The organism is Pseudomonas sp. PP3 (assembly GCF_905336995.1).
GTDB lineage: Bacteria > Pseudomonadota > Gammaproteobacteria > Pseudomonadales > Pseudomonadaceae > Aquipseudomonas > Aquipseudomonas reinekei.
The window spans coordinates 716,370-734,824 of sequence record NZ_HG995459.1 but is presented as its reverse complement, the minus strand read 5'-3'; the positions used below and the strand labels follow the sequence as shown (position 1 = coordinate 734,824).

Annotated in this window: 15 protein-coding genes; 9 read left to right on the top strand and 6 right to left on the bottom strand. The window is 60.5% G+C overall.

Annotated elements, in window-relative coordinates:
* The first annotated feature begins 150 nt into the window (after nt 1–150).
* The 7 genes from KHO07_RS03360 to KHO07_RS03330 all read left to right on the top strand — a co-directional run bounded on the left by KHO07_RS03360 (nt 151) and on the right by KHO07_RS03330 (nt 6,369).
* A complete protein-coding gene (locus tag KHO07_RS03360) occupies nt 151–1,545 on the top strand; it encodes an ethanolamine ammonia-lyase subunit EutB (RefSeq protein WP_150734633.1) in 1,395 nt (464 codons plus the stop codon).
* Nucleotides 1,546–1,553: 8 nt separating this feature from the next.
* Nucleotides 1,554–2,378, top strand: coding sequence for an ethanolamine ammonia-lyase subunit EutC (eutC, locus tag KHO07_RS03355; protein WP_212626464.1), 825 nt, complete (start codon nt 1,554–1,556; stop codon nt 2,376–2,378).
* Nucleotides 2,379–2,494: 116 nt separating this feature from the next.
* The gene (locus KHO07_RS03350; RefSeq protein ID WP_150734631.1) at nt 2,495–2,956 is read left to right on the top strand and encodes a GNAT family N-acetyltransferase; all 462 of its coding nucleotides are present in this window, start codon (nt 2,495–2,497) and stop codon (nt 2,954–2,956) included.
* A 321-nt stretch (nt 2,957–3,277) separates the two neighbouring features.
* The gene (locus KHO07_RS03345; RefSeq protein ID WP_150701623.1) at nt 3,278–3,934 is read left to right on the top strand and encodes a DedA family protein; all 657 of its coding nucleotides are present in this window, start codon (nt 3,278–3,280) and stop codon (nt 3,932–3,934) included.
* Nucleotides 3,935–3,940: 6 nt separating this feature from the next.
* The gene (locus KHO07_RS03340; protein ID WP_150734630.1) at nt 3,941–4,753 is read left to right on the top strand and encodes a zinc-dependent peptidase; all 813 of its coding nucleotides are present in this window, start codon (nt 3,941–3,943) and stop codon (nt 4,751–4,753) included.
* A gap of 113 nt (nt 4,754–4,866) precedes the next feature.
* Nucleotides 4,867–5,394 carry an inorganic diphosphatase gene (gene ppa, locus KHO07_RS03335; RefSeq protein WP_007990564.1) on the top strand — a complete coding sequence of 176 codons (528 nt, stop codon included), beginning with the start codon at nt 4,867–4,869 and terminating at the stop codon, nt 5,392–5,394.
* Between the two features lie 222 nt (nt 5,395–5,616).
* Nucleotides 5,617–6,369: a S24 family peptidase gene (locus tag KHO07_RS03330; RefSeq protein ID WP_212626463.1), complete on the top strand. Its 753-nt coding sequence runs from the start codon at nt 5,617–5,619 to the stop codon at nt 6,367–6,369.
* A 285-nt stretch (nt 6,370–6,654) separates the two neighbouring features.
* On the opposite strand, the gene KHO07_RS03325 is transcribed toward KHO07_RS03330, so the two are convergent.
* The 6 genes from KHO07_RS03325 to KHO07_RS03300 are packed head-to-tail and all read right to left on the bottom strand — an operon-like array spanning nt 6,655 to nt 16,817.
* On the bottom strand, nt 6,655–7,464 hold the full coding sequence (locus KHO07_RS03325) for a DUF2135 domain-containing protein (RefSeq protein ID WP_212626462.1): 810 nt from the start codon (nt 7,462–7,464) through the stop codon (nt 6,655–6,657).
* 3 nt (nt 7,465–7,467) lie between these two features.
* Nucleotides 7,468–9,087: a DUF2300 domain-containing protein gene (locus tag KHO07_RS03320; RefSeq protein WP_212626461.1), complete on the bottom strand. Its 1,620-nt coding sequence runs from the start codon at nt 9,085–9,087 to the stop codon at nt 7,468–7,470.
* A 1-nt stretch (nt 9,088) separates the two neighbouring features.
* Entirely contained in the window at nt 9,089–13,648 is a 4,560-nt protein-coding gene (locus KHO07_RS03315) for an alpha-2-macroglobulin (protein WP_212626460.1), read from the bottom strand.
* Nucleotides 13,645–14,295, bottom strand: coding sequence for a DUF1175 family protein (locus KHO07_RS03310; protein ID WP_150734625.1), 651 nt, complete (start codon nt 14,293–14,295; stop codon nt 13,645–13,647). The genes KHO07_RS03315 and KHO07_RS03310 overlap by 4 nt, the downstream gene beginning before the upstream one ends.
* Nucleotides 14,280–15,992: a DUF2138 domain-containing protein gene (locus KHO07_RS03305; protein WP_212626459.1), complete on the bottom strand. Its 1,713-nt coding sequence runs from the start codon at nt 15,990–15,992 to the stop codon at nt 14,280–14,282. The genes KHO07_RS03310 and KHO07_RS03305 overlap by 16 nt, the downstream gene beginning before the upstream one ends.
* Before the next feature lie 36 nt (nt 15,993–16,028).
* Nucleotides 16,029–16,817, bottom strand: a complete 789-nt coding sequence (locus tag KHO07_RS03300) for a DUF2135 domain-containing protein (protein ID WP_150734623.1) — start codon at nt 16,815–16,817, stop codon at nt 16,029–16,031.
* 489 nt (nt 16,818–17,306) lie between these two features.
* Between KHO07_RS03300 and KHO07_RS03295 the strand changes: the two genes are divergently transcribed.
* Complete coding sequence (locus KHO07_RS03295) at nt 17,307–17,549, top strand: exodeoxyribonuclease VII small subunit (RefSeq protein ID WP_007894317.1); 243 nt, start codon at nt 17,307–17,309, stop codon at nt 17,547–17,549.
* Nucleotides 17,546–18,433, top strand: a complete 888-nt coding sequence (gene ispA / locus KHO07_RS03290) for a (2E,6E)-farnesyl diphosphate synthase (RefSeq protein ID WP_150734622.1) — start codon at nt 17,546–17,548, stop codon at nt 18,431–18,433. The genes KHO07_RS03295 and ispA overlap by 4 nt, the downstream gene beginning before the upstream one ends.
* Nucleotides 18,434–18,455: the final 22 nt, after the last annotated feature.

Genomic DNA, 18,455 nt, shown 5'->3' with positions numbered 1-18,455 from the left:
CAGGACGCTATGCTCGACAGTATTTAAATACACCGGCACCGGAATATGGACCGATGCCTGCTTTATTACAGTGCACAGAGGCCCCTTCTGGACGCGAGCTTGCGCCTACAGGGATTGTCAGTGCTCTCAACGAATTGGAGGACACCGCCCATGGCCGTATATGCCCATTCCGTCGGCGCCCAGACCTATCGTTTTGACAACCTCAAGGACGTGATGGCCAAGGCCAGCCCGGCGCGGTCCGGGGATTTTCTGGCCGGCGTCGCCGCCCTCAACGATGGTGAGCGCGTCGCGGCGCAAATGGCGTTGGCCGATATTCCGCTGAGCCATTTCCTGCAGGAAGTCCTGATTCCCTACGAGGACGATGAAGTCACCCGCCTGATCATCGACACCCACGACAAGCAGGCCTTCGCCGTCGTCAGCCACCTCACCGTGGGCGGCTTCCGCGACTGGCTGCTCAGCGATGCCGCCGACGAACAAGTCCTGCGCGCCCTCGCCCCCGGCTTGACCCCGGAAATGGCGGCGGCCGTGTCGAAGATCATGCGCGTGCAGGATCTGGTGCTGGTGGCGCAGAAAATCCGCGTGGTCACGCAGTTTCGCGGCACTCTCGGCCTGCGCGGACGCCTATCCACTCGCCTGCAACCCAACCACCCCACCGACGAACCGGCCGGCATTGCCGCGAGCATTCTCGATGGCCTGCTACACGGTAACGGCGACGCCATGATCGGCATCAACCCGGCCACCGACAGCATCGCCTCGATCTGCGCGATGCTGGAAATGCTCGACGCGATCATCCAGCGCTACGAAATTCCGACCCAGGCCTGTGTGCTGACCCATGTCACCACGTCCATCGAAGCGGTCAATCGTGGCGTGCCTCTGGACCTGGTGTTCCAGTCGATCGCCGGCACCGAGGCTGCCAACGCGAGCTTCGGCATCAATCTGAATGTGCTCAAGGAAGGTTACGACGCCGGGTTGAGCCTCAATCGCGGCACCCTCGGGCAAAACCTGATGTATTTCGAAACGGGCCAAGGCAGCGCTTTGTCAGCCAACGCCCACCATGGCGTCGATCAACAGACCTGCGAGACCCGGGCCTACGCCGTAGCGCGACATTTCAACCCGTTCCTGGTGAACACCGTCGTAGGATTTATCGGCCCGGAATACCTCTACAACGGTAAACAGATCATCCGCGCCGGCCTGGAGGACCACTTCTGCGGCAAGCTGCTGGGGGTGCCGATGGGTTGCGACATCTGTTACACCAACCATGCCGAAGCCGATCAGGATGACATGGACACCTTGCTGACGCTGCTGGGCGTGGCCGGGATCAACTTCATCATGGGTATCCCCGGTTCCGACGACATCATGCTCAATTACCAGACCACCTCGTTCCACGATGCGCTCTATGCCCGGCAGACCCTGGGGCTCAAGCCAGCGCCGGAGTTCGAGCAGTGGCTGGCGAAAATGGGCATCTTCACCCAGGCGGACGGCCGGGTGCTCTTCGGCAACAGCCTGCCACCGGCCTTCCGCCAGGCCTTGGCGCAATTGGGATGAGTGTTGATATGGAAAAACCACCCTACGACCCCCACAACCCATGGCTGGAACTGCGACGCCTGACACCCGCGCGCATTGCCCTTGGCCGCACCGGCACCAGCATGCCCACCCGCGCGCAGCTGGACTTTCAATACGCCCACGCCCAGGCGCGGGATGCGGTGCATCTGCCGTTTGACCATGGCGCACTGCGCTCGCAACTGGCCGAACGCGGGCATGAAAGTGTTTTGCTGCACAGCGCGGCAATCGACCGCAACAGCTATCTGCAACGTCCCGATCTTGGGCGAAAACTGAGCGATGCGTCGGCACAAGTCTTACGTGATCACGCCTCGGCCCATCCGGGCGGCGTCGATCTGGTGATTGTGGTCGCCGATGGTTTGTCCGCTCTGGCCGTGCATCGCCATACGTTGCCGTTTCTGGCACGGCTGGAGGAACAGATTCGCGCCGAAAACTGGTCTGTCGCCCCGGTCGTGCTGGTGGAACAGGGCCGCGTAGCCGTGGCCGATGAAGTGGGCGAACTGCTCGGCGCCAAAATGACGGTGATCCTGATCGGCGAGCGCCCTGGCCTGAGCTCGCCGGACAGCCTGGGGTTATATTTCACATACCATCCAAAGGTCGGTCTGACAGACGCTTACCGCAACTGCATCTCCAATGTGCGCCTGGAAGGCTTGAGTTATGGCATGGCGGCACATCGTTTGCTGTATTTGATGCGCGAAGCCTGTCGGCGGCAGCTATCCGGGGTCAATCTGAAGGACGAAGCGCACGTTCAGACGCTGGAGTCAGACGCCGGTGCGGACATGAAAGGTAATTTCCTACTGAGCCCGCCGGATGCCTGAAGCGCTTCCGCATTGCACATTCGTTCCAGTTTCAGGCAGGATCGACCGACGGCTGCCAGTGTGTACCCTTTGCCGCCAGAGCACGTGAAGACAGCCACTTGAAGACGAGACCTACCATGCGGATTATTCAAGCGACCCTCGAACACCTGGACCTGCTGACCCCGTTGTTCGTCAAATATCGCGAGTTTTATGGCTCCCTGCCGTACCCGGACTCGTCCCGGGCGTTTCTCGAAAAACGCCTGCGTCGCAAGGAGTCGGTGATTTACCTGGCCCTGTCCGATGATGACAACAACAAACTGATGGGCTTCTGTCAGTTGTATCCAAGCTTCTCATCGCTTTCGCTAAAACGCGTGTGGATCCTCAACGACATCTATGTCGCCGAAGACGCACGCCGCCAGTTGGTCGCCGATAACCTGATTCGCACCGCGAAGAAAATGGCCAAGGAAACCAACGCCGTGCGCATGCGGGTGTCCACCAGCAGCGACAACGAAGTGGCACAGAAAACCTACGAATCCATCGGGTTCAAGGAAGACACCGAGTTCAAGAACTACGTGTTGCCGATTAGCGACGAGTTGTAGCCCCTCGCGGGGTCGGTCTCTACAACGAAGAGGCCGGCCCAGATCGCCTGAGATGCCTGGCGACCATCAATCCACCTGATGGAATTTTCCTTATCCCTCAAACTCAAGGGTTCATGGCGTCTTGTTGAGGGTTATTAATTGTCACCAGACTCACGCACGCTCTATCGACATGCGCCGCTACAATCTCGACGCGCTTTTCACCACCCAACTCGTATAATGCCGACCTTTCCGGCTTGTAAGAAAAACTACACCCCTCCGTAGGCTTTCGCGAAGTCATCCGCACAGGCCCGCAGACCCGGACCGTTATCACAGGTGCTTTCCATGGATTTCAACCCGCTCGACCTTATCCTGCATCTCGATGTTTACCTCGATTTGCTGGTAACCAATTACGGGCCATGGATCTACGCCATTCTGTTTCTGGTGATCTTTTGTGAAACCGGCCTGGTGGTGATGCCATTCCTGCCGGGCGACTCGCTGCTGTTCATCGCCGGCGCAGTCGCCGCAGGCGGCGGCATGGACCCGGTGCTGCTGGGAGGCCTGCTGATGCTGGCGGCGATACTGGGCGACAGCACCAACTACGTGATCGGACGAACGGCCGGCGAACGCCTGTTCAGCAATCCGAACTCGAAGATCTTCCGCCGCGACTATCTGCAGCAAACTCACGACTTTTATGAAAAGCACGGCGGCAAAACCGTGACCCTGGCGCGCTTCCTGCCCATCATTCGCACCTTTGCACCGTTCGTCGCCGGCGTTGCGCGGATGCCTTACCCGCGGTTCTTCGGGTTCAGCGTACTGGGCACGATCCTTTGGGTCGGCGGCCTGGTCACCCTCGGTTATTTCTTCGGCAACGTTCCGTTCATCAAGTCGAACCTGTCGTTGCTGGTTGTCGGCATCATCCTGCTGTCGCTGGTGCCGATGATCATCGGGGTCGTGCGCAGTCGCTTCGGCAACGCAGCGTCCAAAGCTCACCCGCGCTGACGTTAGATGTGGTCCCTGAGCGCCTGGCGTCGCCGGCGCATCCTGGCCAGACACCCGATTGCCGACGATCTGTGGCAACGGGTGCGCCATCATCTGACCTTTCTCGACGGCATCACCGCCGCCCAGGACCAATGGCTGCGTGAAGCCAGCGTGCTGTTCCTGGAAGACAAGCACCTGACCGCCCTGCCCGGTGTCGAGTTGCACCAAGAACAACGCCTGCTGCTCGCCGCCCAGGCGCAACTGCCTTTGATGAACCTGGGTGACCTGAACTGGTACCAGGGTTTTCACGAAATCGTCCTTTACCCCGACGACTTCCTCAGCCCCCAGCGTCATCGTGACGCCAGTGGCGTCGAACACGAATGGGACGGCGAACACAGCGGCGAGGCCTGGCAGCAAGGGCCGATCATCCTCGCCTGGCCCGGCGTGATGGCCAGCGGTGGCTGGGAAGGCTACAACCTGGTCATCCACGAACTGGCACACAAACTCGACATGCTCAACGGCGATGCCAACGGCCTGCCACCGCTGCATGCCGACATGCGGGTCAGCGACTGGGCCAAAGTGATGCAGGACGCCTACGACGATCTCGACCGGCAACTGGAGCGCAATCCGGACGCCGAGACCGCTATCGACCCGTATGCCGCGGAAAACCCTGCCGAGTTCTTCGCCGTCACCAGCGAATACTTCTTCAGTGCCCCGGATTTGCTGCATGAGGCTTACCCGCAGGTGTATGAACAGTTGCAGCTTTTCTATCGTCAGGACCCGCTCGGGAGATTGAAGCAACTTCAGGCCCATGATCCGGTCTATCAGGCACACGACTAAGGTCTACACGACCTCTGGTACATGGCGTCGGCGTAGGAATATGCCTATAATCGCCGCCACTTTTTGGTCAATCCGGCCAAGTGTTTTTGGTCAACTAACGGGGGCAACGCCCAATGAGCTACAGCAAGATTCCGGCTGGCAAAGACCTGCCGAACGACATCTACGTCGCGATCGAGATTCCGGCCAACCACGCGCCGATCAAATACGAAATCGACAAAGACAGCGATTGCCTGTTCGTTGACCGTTTCATGGCCACCCCAATGTTCTACCCGGCCAACTACGGTTACATCCCGAACACCCTGGCTGACGACGGTGACCCCCTCGACGTGCTGGTCGTGACCCCTTACCCGGTTGCGCCAGGCTCGGTGATCCGCGCTCGTCCAGTTGGCATCCTGAACATGACCGACGACGGCGGCGGCGATGCCAAAGTCATCGCTGTTCCACACGACAAGCTGTCCCAGCTGTACGTCGACGTGAAGGAATACACCGACCTGCCAGCACTGCTGATCCAGCAAATCGAGCACTTCTTCGCGAACTACAAAGATCTCGAAAAAGGCAAATGGGTGAAGATCGAAGGCTGGGCCGGTGCAGACGCCGCCCGCGAAGCGATCACCAAGTCGGTTGCTGCCTACAAAGGCTAAGCACTGCTGCGAGCTTCAGGCTTCAAGAAAAACCCCGGTTGATCCGGGGTTTTTTGTGGGCGCTCATAAAGCCTGATTAAACCGTCGGTGTAGGCCAGATTGGCTTCGGTTTTTCTTGTTTAATTTTCCCCGGGAGCGTCTTACATTCGGTCGTAAAATTCTGGCGAAATTTGAACGCCTCGTTGAACCAAAGCCTTACGCGGCGCCGGTAGACTCGCGTTTATGAAAAAGAATAAAACCTGCGGTCCGCGATTCAAAATGCTCCTCGAAGAGGCGAATATCACGACGACGGCATTTGCCGAATTCTTGAATATTCCCAAGCCACAAAATGTCCATAACTGGTACACCCGCGGAGTGCCTCACTACCGCATGGAAGAAGTCGCAAAAAAACTGTCCGTCAACATCAAGTGGCTGAAAATCGGCGAAGGGCCCAAAGACGCAATGGAACTGCGTTTGCTCGACGATTCCGGCAACACCCTCGACGCTCAGGCAATGCGCGGCTCTTACAAAGTCATCGAGCCCAATGATGTGGAACTGCCCTTCTATAAAGAAGTGGCGATAACACCCGGTGAGCTAAAAACCCACGTTATCAGAGATCCCGAGCAATCCATCCGCATGCTGCGCAGTGATCTCGACTCCCTGGAAATCAAGCACGCAGATGCCATCTGCACCCGCATGATCGGCAACAGCATGACCGAAAAAATCGAAGACGGCTCAATGCTAGCCATTGATCGCGGACTCACGCAAATTGTCGATGGCGAGATTTACGCCATTGAGCACGATGGCATGCTACGAATCAAATACCTGCACCGAGTCCCCGGCAATGCGTTGCGCATGCGCAGCCACAACAGCGCCGAGCACCCGGACGAAATCTTCAGGGCCGCGCAAATCGAAGAACAGAACATCAGAGTCCTGGGTTGGGTGTTCTGGTGGTCGACACTGAACAAGCGCAGGCCGGAAGTGCCATTTCTGTAGCGCCCGTACACCAGACTGGGAATTCCCCAAAAAAATCAGTATGCTGCGCCCCACATTTGCGCATCGACCCGCCCCGCGGCCCAGATCGCACCGACAAGGCAGATGATTTTCTCGCCAAGTCCCACAGCCGGACGCAAGATCCGGGTGTACGTTTTGAAGGCTGGCGCGGTTTACCAAAAATGATCCAAGCCAGTCCCCGAGAAGCCGGCCACAAGCCGGCTTTTTAATGTCTGAAAAAAAGCAAATTAAAAACGAGCAGTGCCCGCCCCGTCATCACAATCCCCCTCACGGATAACTAAACCCCTTAACCAACGTCAACTCCCCCACCGCCCTCATCGGCACCAGAAACGTCTCCATCTTTTCATCAGGCGTCCCCTCCTCGGTAATCACCGTCACCTGCGCCGTTGTCAGCGGTTGCACCGCATCCTCCTGCCCTGCTTCATCACTGCGGTAACCACCACCAAAGTAATTCACATACACCAGGTACTGGCCCTTGATCGGTGCGGGCATGGCGAAGATTTCCGGGCCGTAGCCGGTGGTGACGTCGACGTCGAGGGCTGCTCCGTTTGCGACGGCGCGGTCGCCGTACCAGATGTGGGCGCCGTCGGGGGTGATCAGGTGCAGGTCCAGGTCGGTGCCGTCGCTGTCCCAGGCCAGCAGTACGCGCAGTTTGGCCGGGGTGGCGCCGCCGCTGGCGTTGAGGAATTGCGTGCGGTGGCGTTGTTGGCCATCGGGGCTGCGCACTTCCACGCTGTTGCTGCCATTGGGAAACGAGAATGGGCGATCGAAACGGCCGGCGGGGTCGATTTTCAGGGGCATGCTGACGCCGTTGACGATCAGCCGACCGGGCTCGGGGGATTTCGGTGTGGCGTGGATCTGGCCACTGATTCGCGCGGTATTGGCTTGCCCGGCCGGGGTGTTTACCGACGAGGCGGGGTAATTGACGGTCTGGCGGAAGCTCTCGCCTTCACCTTCGGGCATTCCGGTTCGCCAGCCGCCGCTGGGGGTGTCGAGTTTGATGCCTTGCGCCATTGACCACGGCAACGCCGTCAGCGAACAGAGCAACAGCAAGACCTGTGAATAACGAAGTGTCATGGTCTATTCCAGCAAAAGGTGGCGGGCGAGCCCTTCGATGTAGGTTTCATCCTGGCCGTTGGGGTGTGCTTCGAAGGCCAGGTGCAGGTATTCGTGCGTCAGGTCGAGGCGGTCCTGCAAGGACAGCACGCCACGCACATAAATGCGCTGGCGTTCGCGGTCGACAAACGGGCGACCAAAACTCAGGCGGCAGACGGCGAAGGTGCTGACTTCGTTGTAGCCCACTTCGCCTTCCAGACGAGGACGCCAGCCGCGTCGCTGTTTTTGCAGCCACTCTTGCGCGGCGGGCAGTGCATCGCAGGAGGCCACGGGGTTGTCCCATCGGCTGAGGCTGGCGCGCGGGTAGGCGTGCAGCAAAATGGCGTCATAACGCTGGCCGGCGCGGGCCTGCTCGACGGCGTGTTGCCAGGACAATTTGTCCGGCCCGGGTTGATCAGAATGGTAAGTGACGGCGCTGCCCGCCAGCACCAGGTCGCTGGTCCACGCAGCGATGTTGCGCGCTTCGGTGGTGGCCGGTCGTGGGGCAACTCGTTGACGCTGGCTGCTGTCGTCGATGCTCAGGCAATCGCCGTGACGTGTGGCGTTTTGCAGCAGGTAAGTGCGGATGGCGACGGCCAGGGCTTTGGCGGCTTCGACCGGTTCAGGGGTGGCTTCGCGTTGAAGCACCCGCGCGACGTATTCCTCGCGATCCAGCCGGGCGACGAGTTTTTTATTGATCAGAAACAGTTCGCCGTCACTGTGGATATCGAGCTGGTTGCCATTGACGAACTCAACACGCAAATCGCCCTGAAGCGGCCCGGAAGACTGCGCACGATCACCCGACATTACGCGCCGAAGCGGGTAGCGAGAGAACAACTCGACCTCCACACACTTCCCGGTTTCCGCAGGCCGGGACGCAGGCACCACCGTCGCCAATGCCTGCGCAAAATCGCGCAGCACGCGCTGACTGGTCCCACGTCCGCCGGCCCAGATCGGCGTGCCGTCCGCTGTCCAGCCCGCGAAACCACCCTGACGTGATGTGGGGTCTTGATCGCCCAGCCAGCTCCAGGTTTTTATCCGCAAGCGGCTACCCAGCTCGCCGACGACATTGCCATCAGCCGCGCTCAGCACCACATCAAGCAACACTCGCCGCGCCTGCACCTGCGCCGGCATCACGGCCAGCGCGCGGAGCAACTCAACCACCGAAACACGGGTCGAAGGCTGCAAAGTAGCCAAATCCACTAACCATGGAGGTGCCTGCCGAGCCTGCCAATAACTCCGCCACTCAACCGCGTCGATCCCCAATCGTGCTGGCTCGAAATACAAACCGCAGGATTTCACCAACGCCTGATCGCGCTCGATTTTGCCACCGGCGGTGCAGCAATAGACTTCCTCTTTCGATTGTCCGTGACACTCATACGCCGGCTCACGGGTGCCGGTGTCTACCAGCCAGCCATAGACAAACAACTTCCACACGCTGCCCAACGGTGTCTGCAACGACTCCGACAACGGTTCGCGGGACATCAACTGCGACCGATTCAAAGACAACAATTCGTCCTTGAAGGCCAGGCGCAACGGTTCGTCCTGCGCCAGCGTCAGCGCAGGGATCAAACACAGCAGCCAGCAGACCAGAGGCCGGAACATGTCAGTGGACCGTGACCTGACCGAGTGCCGGTTTCTTTTCCTGGGCTTGATGCTGCGGGGCGTACACCTGAGTGAAGCGTGCCGCCGGCAGGTTGAACTGGCCTTTCTGCGAGAAACGCACCAAATGTCGCAAACGCAATTCGCCGCTCAGCGCATCGACGGGCACGGCATAGGCCAGTTGTCCCGGTTCGAAACGTGCTTTCTCCAGTGCCGTCGGTTCAGTGCCGGATTTGCCTTGCAGCTTGATGCCCCAAGTAGTGCGCTCGACATCGGCACCCGGTGGCAGCGGCACTTCGAGCAGGCCATAGCGCAGCGGCTTCGCTGCTTTGCTGGTGAGAATCACTTCGTCCAGGTACAGGCTGTCGCTGGACAGAGGTGCGTTGCCGACAGCTTCCAGTTTGAACGTGAAGGCTTCGTCACCCGGCACCAGTCGCGACAGGCGGCGGGTGATGGTCACGGCCATCGGATCGACTGGCGGCTGTCGGGTCAGGAAGCTCAATGCCGCACGCAGCGGACGCTCCTGCGCGCCCGACAGCGACAACACACTCGGCACCGGCGCTACGCCCTGCCACGTCCAGTACATTTCACCGGTGACACCGTGTTGCTTCTTCCAGCCCTCTCCGGGCGCCAGTGCGATGGTTGGCGAGGCCTGCTCGATACTGCGTTGCAGCCAGGTCAATGCCAGTGCCCGTTCGAGGGTCGATTGCTGCGGCAGCAGGCGTTGCAATAACGCTTGAGCGCGCGCCTGATCAAAGGGTTGCAGCGACAGGTTCAACGCTTCGGCGAACGGCTGCGAGCTGACGGCCAAACGCTCCTGCGCGTCCGCCAATTGACGATTGAACGCTTCCGGTAACGTCACCTTGGACTGACGCGCCAGCGATGCCGTCAACACACGCGCCGCCGCCAGCCCCAACGCCGAATCCGGATCACTCATGACAATGCTGTCTTCGCCGTCCTCCATCAGGTTCGCGGCATGGCCCTCGCCGGCTTTCGCCAGATCGTCCATCAAGCCGCTGAGCAAGGTGTCAACCGGCAACTGCATCTGTTTGGCGAACGACAGAATCAACGCGCGCTGCAACAGCGGGGTGTTCTTCGCCTGCTTCGAATAGACCTCCAGCACCCGCTGCCAATGCTCCGGTGGCAGGCTCAATTCCAGCACCTGGCTGGCGTGCCAATCCGCGTAATAGGCATAGGCCGTAAGGAACGCATCCGGTTCGCCATCCATGCCCCACCAGGTGAAACTCGCCGCAGGCCCGGCCATTTGCACCAGGCGCAAACGGCTGTTCTGCATGATCAGGCGCAAGCGATCACGGGTCTGCGGATTCGACGACAGCGTCGGATAGGCGATGCTCAGCGGTAACAAACGACTGGCCGTTTGCTCGACTCCACCGTACGGATAACTCAACAGATCATCCAGCGCCGAGCGGAACAGCGCCTGCGGGCTGTCATCCAGACGCAGGCGAATGTCCGTGGCGTCTGCCGGCAACGCCAGCGGCGTATCACCGCTGGCGACATCCAGACTTTGGCTTTGCGTCACTTGCCAGCCTTCGCCGCTTGCGCTCAAGCGCACAGCCAGGGCATCGGCGATTTTGCCGTCCTGCAGCAGTTCGGCGGTCCACTCGCCGCTCGTCAGCGCGAACGCGGGTAGCGGGATGTAGTTGATGCCATTGCTGAGCGTGACAGGTATGCGCTGCTCGCTGCCCGCGTAATGCGTCACCAACTCGGCCTTGACCGGGGTTTGCGCCTGACTGAAGGCAAACACACCGAGATCCGGCTGGTCGCCCGTGCGGAACTTGCTCGGCCCGCTCCACTTCAGGTACAGCGGTTTTTCCGAGCGCACGAACTGCTTTTTCTGCCCGACCTGACCGTCGTCGGCGATGGCCCGCGCGGTGATGCGCCAGCGGGTCAGCGAGTCCGGCATCTTGAAGGTGAATCGGGTTTTGCCCTCGGCATCAGTCAGCAGTTCCGGTTGCCAGGCGGCGGTGTCGACGTCTTCGCGACGAGGGCGCTCCAGCACTTTCACCCCGCGTTCGCTGCGGTTGGCTTTGCCCGGGGCACCGGGGCTGCCCGGCAGCGCGACGTCATAGCTGATGAACGACAGGCTGGCACTGGTGCGCACGTTGTTGCGTCGTGGGTGATAGAAGAACTGGTCGATGGTGGGTGCCACTTCCGGTTGCAGCGCGTAGACCATTTCATCGACCACGCTGACCGTCAGATGCGCCGGAATCGGCTTGCCGGCGAACTGCGTCGTCAGATCGACAGAAACCGTTTCGCCCGGCTGGTACGTTTCCTTGTCCGTGCTGATCGCCACGTCGATCTGCGGCGTAATCACCTTGATCCCGGCGTTCTGGAAGCTGTACTGCCCCCCCTTGGTGTACAGCACCGAGAACGTCAGGTTCGGTGCGAAACCGTCCTTCACCGGAATGCGCGCGCGGTACTGGGTGTCGCTGAGTTTTTCCATCTTCAACCAGTCGCCGCCCTTGGACAGCAGCGCGGTGGCCTCGACCTTGTCACGCTCCAGCGACAGCAGCGCATCGTTGATCGGCTCGGGGAAGGTGATCAACGCCAGCGCTTCATCACCGGCCTTGTACTCCGGTTTATCGAGGACAATTTCCACGGTACCCGGTACGGCTTTGACCCCGTCGCCGGTGACTGAATGCCCGGTGGCGCCGAGGGTTCGGCCGTGGTCGTCACGAAGTGTCAGGTTGTAGGTGCCGGGCCGTTCAAAGGCCAGGGTGAAACTTTTATCGGCGGCCGCCAGCTTGCCTTCGCCGGTGCTCTGGTCTTCCAGGCGAACCCAGCCGTAACTGCTCGGGGTAACCGCTGCGCTCTGTTCGCTTTCGTTGACGAAGCTGAACGCAACCTTGTCGCCCACCGCGCTGAACCGCTGCGGCGCGCTCAAGCGGAAATTCGCCGCACCACGATCGATGAGAATTTCCTTGGTGGTCTTGACCCGATACGCCGCGCCGTCACTGGCAAACACGGTGAGCATGTAGCGGCTCGGTTTGTCGGCGGCCGGCAGATCCAGAGTCGCATTGCCCTTGGCGTCGGTGGTCAATTCGGTGCTGCTCAGCTCCACCGGGAATTGCCCGAGGTATTGCAGTTCGTTGTCGACCATCGACAGTTGCTGGGCACGCAGGCTGAGGCTCAATTTGGCATTGGCCACCGGTTTGCCATCCGGGTACAGCAGCACCAGACTGCCCTTGACCGGCTCACCGGTGCGGTAATCCTGCTTGGCCAGGTTGAGGGAAATTTCGAAGTGCGGCTTGATGTATTCAGCCACGCGGAAGGCGCTGCTGTAGGCCTGATCCTTGTAGCTGAAGCGCAACTCGTAACCACCGGCCACGGCGTTGTCCGGCAACTGGAAGCGGCCTTGGGTACCGGCCTTCGAATCGAGTTTCAAATCCAGGGTTTGCAGTGCGGTGCCAGTCGCATCCAGCACAGTCACGCTGACGTCGGCAGCGCTTGGCTGCACCGAATCGCGGGCATTCTTGAACTCGCGACCGACGATTTTCAGCGACACCCAATCACCCGGCCGATACAGCGGCCGGTCGGTGAAGGCATAGAGTTTGGTGTCGTAGATTTCGCTGTCGTAGTAGAAGTTTTCCGAGACGAAAACCCCGCCCTCTTCGTCCTCGCCAATCACGAACGAGCGCTCGGGGCTGACGTGTTTCAGGCGCAGCAAACCCTCCGCATCGGTGGCGCCACTGCTCATCACGCCGAGGCCGTCGGTCCACAGCACATTGACCTTGGGCACCGAACTGCCTTGGTGTTTGCGCGCGGCCCACACCAGCAATTCATCACCGGCAATCTTGCTCACCGCGACGGTGTTGGAGACGAAGACCATGGTGGTGGCGCGGTACCTGCCGATCAGCGCTTCCACCAAATACAGCCCCGGCTTCAAATTGCCCAACGGGATGTAAACGTTACCCGGCGCGACGCTGACAAATTCGCTGGAAGAACCGGCCAGGTTCACGCCTTGCGGCGGCTGGATCGGTTTGGCTTGCCACAATGGATAGCGGAATTGGCTGACCACTGGCAGGCCCGGAATCAGCGCGAATTGTGGTGGCGCGTCGTAAGGCGTCGGCGCGGCCATGGCGGCGCCCATTTTCAGTTCCGGCACTTCCTCGGTGACCTGTTTGCGCGACTCATAGGAGAACGCCCGCTGCATCACGCGACGGGATTTTCGATACCAGTTGTCCCACAGGTACGCGAGCGTGTTGGACAAGCCTTCGCCCTTGAACTGGCCATCGCTGACCACGCGGTGCAGGTTCTTCTGGCGCTTGAGGAAGTCCAGCGGTTTGTCGATGCGATACACGCGAATGTCGGCGCCGCCGTAAGGCTCCATGCGAAAGCGCCGGTAGTCACGACCTGGCGCTTCGAGGCGCACCATCGCTTGTTCGTCGCTGGCAAAACTGCTGTCGGCCAACAGGAAAAAACTTTCGCCGGGGACCGGCGTGTAGCCGCTGGGTTCGACAGTGTCTTCGGCGTTGACCGCCGAGAAAGGCAACACCATGACCAACAGCAGAGACAGAAAACGCAGCATGCGGGCACCGGTCATTGGGAGAGAAAATTCAGTCGATAAACGCCGATGAAGTTGGGGTTGGCTGCATCGGGTATCCATCGGGTGTCCTTCCATGTCATGAGTTGTTGCAGGCTTGCCGAACGCATGCCGTTGTCGGTGGGAGTGGTGGTGCCGGTGTGATAGGCGATGAAGCGGCCCATCCAGATCATCAGGTGCTGGTCGTCGCCCTGATCGAAAAACATCAGGTCGCCGGGCCGTGCTTGCGCAACATCGCGACCCACCAGGTGACTGTTGAACTGAATCAACTTGATCGCATTGACGTACGGCCCGACCTTGCCGCCACCCTGTTGCCATTGTTGAGCGAGGCCACGCTGGGCGTCGCTCAATTGCAATTCCGGCGGCAGATAACGGTTGGACAGGCCATTGCTGCGCAGCCATTTGTCGTCGTGGACTTTCAGTGCCTCGTTGGCGGCAAACCGCACCAGCCCGGCGCAGTCCTGTTGGTACCAGCGCGGGCTCGGGCCCTGGCTCAGTTGCTCCTGGGCGATGCGCACAAACCAGGCGCGGAACACTTGGGATTGCTGCACATTCAGCGCGGGTGTTTCGATCGCCCAGGCACCCGCGCTTAGCAGCAAAGCGAGGAAACCGAGGCTGCGGATCAACGTGTTCACAGGGCTTTCCATTCCAGCGGCAGCCATTGCCAATGACCGTCCGGCTCGCTGCCTTCAGGCAGGGTCAGGGCGTACTTGCCATAGCCGCCGAGCTTGCGCAATTTCGGGATCAGGTAGGTTTGCGCGGCGTTGTAGAACACCGGTTCCATGTCCTGGGGCAGGCTGTCGAGAGTTTCCTGCTGCATCAGTTGCGCCATGGATTCGGGGCCGAAATACACCGGCATCAGCAGGTCTTTGGGCACCACATCGGCCATCGGCGGGAAGCGTTTGTCGAGGGTCCCGAGTGCCTTGTCCACCAGCTTGTCGTCGAGGGAAAACAGTAGCGTCGAACCATGCCGCGCGAGGCTCACGCGCATGAACGCCTTGCCGCTGATCGCGTCCGGATTCTCGGCAGCCTTGGCCGCGTAGGGACCGAAACTGGAGCTGACCTGACGCTGCCATTGATGGCTCTGGCCTTCCTGTTTCTCCACCACCGGGAACGCATGCTCATCAACCTTGCCTTCGTAGGCGCCGACCATCGAACCGAACAACTTGCCCAGATCGCCATCGAGGCTGGCACTGTCTTCATCCTTGAGACTGGCCACCAGCAGCGGCGTGTACAGGCGCGAGTCGGCGTACCAGCAAAGCCCTGCAGCACCGCCCATGTGCTCGGTCAACGCTTGAGCGGCGCGCTCTTCGGCACCGAGTTTTACCAGCAACGGTGTCTGTTGTTCAGCGGCCAGCGGCAGCGCCACACAAGCGCTGGCGCCCATGGGCATGGCTTGCCAGACCGGTTTGAAATCGAAGTCTGGCTGATTCTCCAGTTCATCCATGGCCAGGAAGCTGTGCCAGCCTTTATCGTCCATGTCGAAACGCAAGCCGGCGAAGTTGGGAATGAAGCGCTGATAACCCATGGCCAACACACTGGCGTTGACCGACAGACGCTGTTTCACCTCCGGCGCACGGGGTGGCAGGCCGAAGGCTTCAGGGAACAGTTTTTCGCCGTTGAGCAGCGCCGCGATGGCCTTGGTTGAAACGCCGCCCGCTTCCAGTGTCACGCCACTGTCAGGATCGTAAAGCCTGGTCGGGTTGGACAGCACCACCAGTTTGTCGCCATGGGAGCCGAACACCAGCGCCTTGCTGGCGTTGTAGGTGAGCTGGTAAAGCACCACGTCATCGGTGCCGACTTTCACGTCTGCGACTTTGCTGAGTTGCGAATCATCCAGCGCCACTTTTGCCAGCGGTTCCAGCACTTTGGCCAAGCCACCGCGATCCATCACCAGCAGGAAATCCTTGAGCCGCCCATCCGCCCCGCGCCACAGCGCGACGTCCGCCGGTTGGTCGAACAGTTGCTCGATCAGCGTGTCCTGCAACTTCAGGTCATGTTCGTAGATGATCCGCCGCAGGCTGCCGATCAGGCCGAGGCGATCGGCGTGGGCTTCGTAATAGAAGACGAAATCTTCGGTCAGGGTTTCCTTGAGGAACGGCACGGCCAGCAAATCCTTGGGCAATTGGCTCAAGGAACGGGTTTCGAGCAAACCATCGGGGCGGCTCATGCCCAGTTTTTCCGCCGCCAGTTGCGGCGCCGGCGCGGTGCTTTTTTTCATCAGCCAGCCCATGCCAGCGGCCACACCGGCGACCAGGCACAGCCCGACCACAATGGCCGGCCAGCGACGGGACGGTTTGGCGCTCGGTGTTTCGGCAGCCGGGGTAACAGAGTTATCGCTCATTTCACAAAACCCGATGTCATCCGTGGTGCGGGATGCTTAATAGTTGAAAGTCTTGACCAGCAGCAGGTCACCGATGGCCCGCAAGGGCACGATGAAAGTCTCGCGTTTTTCGTCGACGGTGTTTTCGTTGAGCACCAGGTTGATCTGCGAAGTGATCACCTCGTTCTGGTTGCCAGCCTCATCGAAGTTATAGCCGCCGCTGCCAAAGTTGCCCCAATAGTTGACGTAAACCAGATAGGTGCCATGCAGCGGCGCGGTCATGGTGAACATTTCCGGGCCGGGACCGTCGACGCCGTCCGGGTCGAGGCCGCCGCCGTTGGTCAGCGCCGAGTGAGCCCAGAACGCGTGTTGGCCGTCAGGCGTGATGATGTGCAGATCGAGTTCGGCCTTCGGATCATCCCAACCCAGCACCACGCGAATCCGCGCCGGCGTGCGCAAGTTATTGGCTTCATAGAATTGAACGCGCTTGAGCGACTGACCTTCTGCACTGCGCACTTCGACGCTGTTGGAACCGGCACCGAACGCATACGGCCGGGCGAAACGGCCCTGGTCGTCGGTGTACAGGTTCAGCGGATTGCCATTGACCGCCAGCGTGTGGGGCCCGCGTTGCGTACCGATGGCCTTGAGCTGGCCTTCGATCATCGTGCGATTACGCTGCACGCCCCGGTCGATGGGTGGCGTGGGATAGGCGACTCGCGGGTTTTCCGTGCGGTCCAGCAAACCGTTAAAGCGCCAGCCGCCCACCGGTTCCGACACTTCGGCACCCGGCGCGGCCATTGCCGGCACGCAGACCCACCCGATCAGCAGCAAAAAAAATGAGCGCATGTGACGCCTCCTGCCATGCATGACGAAACCTTGCGCCTGATCCTCGGCGCGTTACAGATGGAGATACTGCGTTTCGTCTGAAAGACCCGTGACGGTTGGGTCGTACAAGGCGCGAAGGTTAGACGCTGCTGCGCATCATCACAATCGGATCCCTTTGAAAATGCGGCGGGAATCACGCTGATCAATGGATGGTGAGCCGAATAATGCGTCTATTCGGCTCACAAAATGAGCCGAATCATTCGAAATGCCTGATTCACCGCTCACCTGTGGCGAGGGAGCTTGCTCCCGCTCGGCTGCGAAGCCGTCGCAAAATCACTGGATGGGCAAGTCAGTCAAAATTGCTGTGCCTGGTTTGGGGCCGCTGCGCAACCCAGCGGGAGCAAGCTCCCTCGCCACAGGGTTCAGCCGCCAAATCACCCCGCTCATTTGCCCATAAACCCCCTATCTGCTAGTGTCGCGCCGGTTTAACGTCAACCGGAAATCGCCGCCATGGCCCGCAAAAAAGCTGCACTGGATTTCGAACAATCCCTCGCCGACCTGCAAACGCTGGTCGAGCGTCTGGAGAATGGCGAATTGTCGCTGGAAGATTCGTTGACCGCTTTCGAGCAAGGTATCGGTCTGACCCGCGATTGCCAGGCGGCGCTGGCTCAGGCCGAGCAAAAGGTTCAGGTGCTGCTCGAGCGTGATGGCGAGTTGGCCGAGGAACCCTTCGACGCGGACCAGCCAGAATGATTGCAGCGTATTCGGCGACCAGCCAGGGTCGGGTCAATGCGGCACTGGAAACCCTGTTCACTGCACCGGGCCCTGAGCTGGCGCGGTTGTACGAAGCCATGCGCTACAGCGTGATGAACGGCGGCAAGCGCGTTCGTCCCTTGCTGGCCTACGCGGCCTGCGAAGCGTTGGGCGGCAAGCCCGAGCAAGCCAACGGCGCAGCCTGCGCGGTGGAGTTGATCCACGCTTACTCGCTGGTGCATGACGATTTGCCGGCCATGGACGATGACGACCTGCGTCGCGGCCAGCCAACCACCCACAAGAAATTCGATGAAGCCTGCGCGATTCTCGCCGGCGACGGCTTGCAGAGCCTGGCCTTCAGCGCCCTGCTCGACCCGCGCCTGAGCGATGCGCACGCGCAGATTCGCCTGCAAATGGTCAGCGCTTTGGCCAAGGCCGCAGGCCCGGCGGGCATGGTCGGCGGTCAAGCCATCGATCTTGGCTCAGTCGGCCTGAAGCTTGATCAAAAAGCCCTCGAATACATGCATCGGCACAAGACCGGTGCGTTGATCGAAGTCAGCGTCAAGCTCGGTGCCCTGGCCAGCGGCCGTGCCGAGAAGGACGAACTGAAATCCCTGCAGACTTATGCACAGGCCATCGGCCTGGCGTTCCAGGTGCAGGACGACATTCTCGACGTCGAAAGCGATACCGAAACCCTCGGCAAGCGCCAGGGCGCGGACATTGCCCGGGACAAGCCGACCTACCCGGCCCTGCTTGGCCTCGACGCGGCCAAGGCTTACGCGCTGGAACTGCGCGATCAGGCCCTGCACGCGCTGCGACCGTTTGACGCGGCGGCAGAGCCGTTGCGCGACCTGGCCCGGTATATCGTCGACCGGCGCAGCTGACGGCGTATCCGCCAAAAAAGAC